The sequence below is a fragment of the Duganella sp. 3397 genome (genome assembly GCF_031456625.1).
Lineage (GTDB): Bacteria > Pseudomonadota > Gammaproteobacteria > Burkholderiales > Burkholderiaceae_D > Rugamonas > Rugamonas phyllosphaerae.
Genome location: NZ_JAVDVB010000022.1, coordinates 1 through 1059, shown reverse-complemented (window position 1 = coordinate 1059; position 1059 = coordinate 1). Strand labels below are relative to the sequence as shown.

The following is a 1059-nucleotide window of genomic DNA, read 5'->3' as shown; positions in this document are numbered from 1 at the left end:
CGCCAGCAACTCGCCCCCGAATACGTCTACGAAAAATCCTGCCCCGCCTGCTACCAGGCATAAAGTTCAGGGTCAGTGCCGACAATTGGACACGAGCTAAGCCATACTGCTGTTGGGCTCGTGTCCGAATGTCGGCACTGACCCTAATGCCGCTGCTGACCCTAATGCCGCTGACCCTAATGCCGGGCACGCCTGCTACCAGGCATAAAGTTCAGGGTCAGTGCCGACAATTGGACACGAGCTAAGCCATACTGCAGTTGGGCTCGTGTCTGAATGTCGGCACTGACCCTAATGCCGCTATTTTACCGCGCAGCGGCCAGTTCCATCTATCTGTGTGCGAGAACCGGGATATCAGCGTTTAATGTCTCGATAGAAATTTTCATGCGGACCGACGGCTTCCAGGTACACCAACTCGAGGCCATCGTCGAGCGTATAGCCCAGCAAGTAGAGCTGACTGCCGCTGCGGAATTTATGAACCCAGAGGCTGGCCAAATCACCGTTCTTGCGTTCCCCGCCGTGCGGATCGGACTGCACAACCAACACCGCCGCATCAACGTCAGCGGCAGTATTGTCGCGCAGCTTCTTGTACTGGCGAGCGAACCGCTTGGTTTGCCGCACCGACCACACTATGCCCTCCGGGTGCTACGAGGCACAAATGGCTCCGCAAGTTCACGTGGCTCAGCAAGCGAGGCAAGCGACTCGGCGATAAAACCTACTGGCAGGTCAGGATTATCAAGCGCTGCGCGGCCAACACGCGCCCAAAATTCAATTTGGCCGGAAATCGTGCGCTGCGCTAGCAGGGCATCATGCCTGGCCTGCTCGTATAGTTCCTGGTTGATACGAATCGAAGTGCTTGTTGACATATAACCTCCTTCACCACGTCATGGTGACAATCTTAGCACTGAGCGATTTATCTACCGTGGAAGTCACGCGTATAATGTCGCCTTCCCCTCTTTTTTGAATCTTAACCACCATGTCCGCTAATACTGCTTTACAAGCTGAAGCGCATGCTGGCGCTCCTGTCGCCGCTGCCGCTATCGCTACCGATCTTGCCCCCCA

Annotated in this window: 3 protein-coding genes; all 3 read right to left on the bottom strand. The window is 55.7% G+C overall.

What is annotated here, in order from left to right; genetic code table 11:
- Window positions 1-351: 351 nt before the first annotated feature.
- Window positions 352-618, bottom strand: coding sequence for a type II toxin-antitoxin system RelE/ParE family toxin (locus J2X54_RS25695; protein WP_310184704.1), 267 nt, complete (start codon window positions 616-618; stop codon window positions 352-354).
- 8 nt (window positions 619-626) lie between these two features.
- Window positions 627-863, bottom strand: a complete 237-nt coding sequence (locus J2X54_RS25690; protein ID WP_071651568.1) for a ParD-like family protein — start codon at window positions 861-863, stop codon at window positions 627-629.
- A 10-nt stretch (window positions 864-873) separates the two neighbouring features.
- Window positions 874-1059: hypothetical protein (locus J2X54_RS25685; RefSeq protein WP_310184703.1), on the bottom strand; the 186-nt coding region annotated here is incomplete at its 5' end.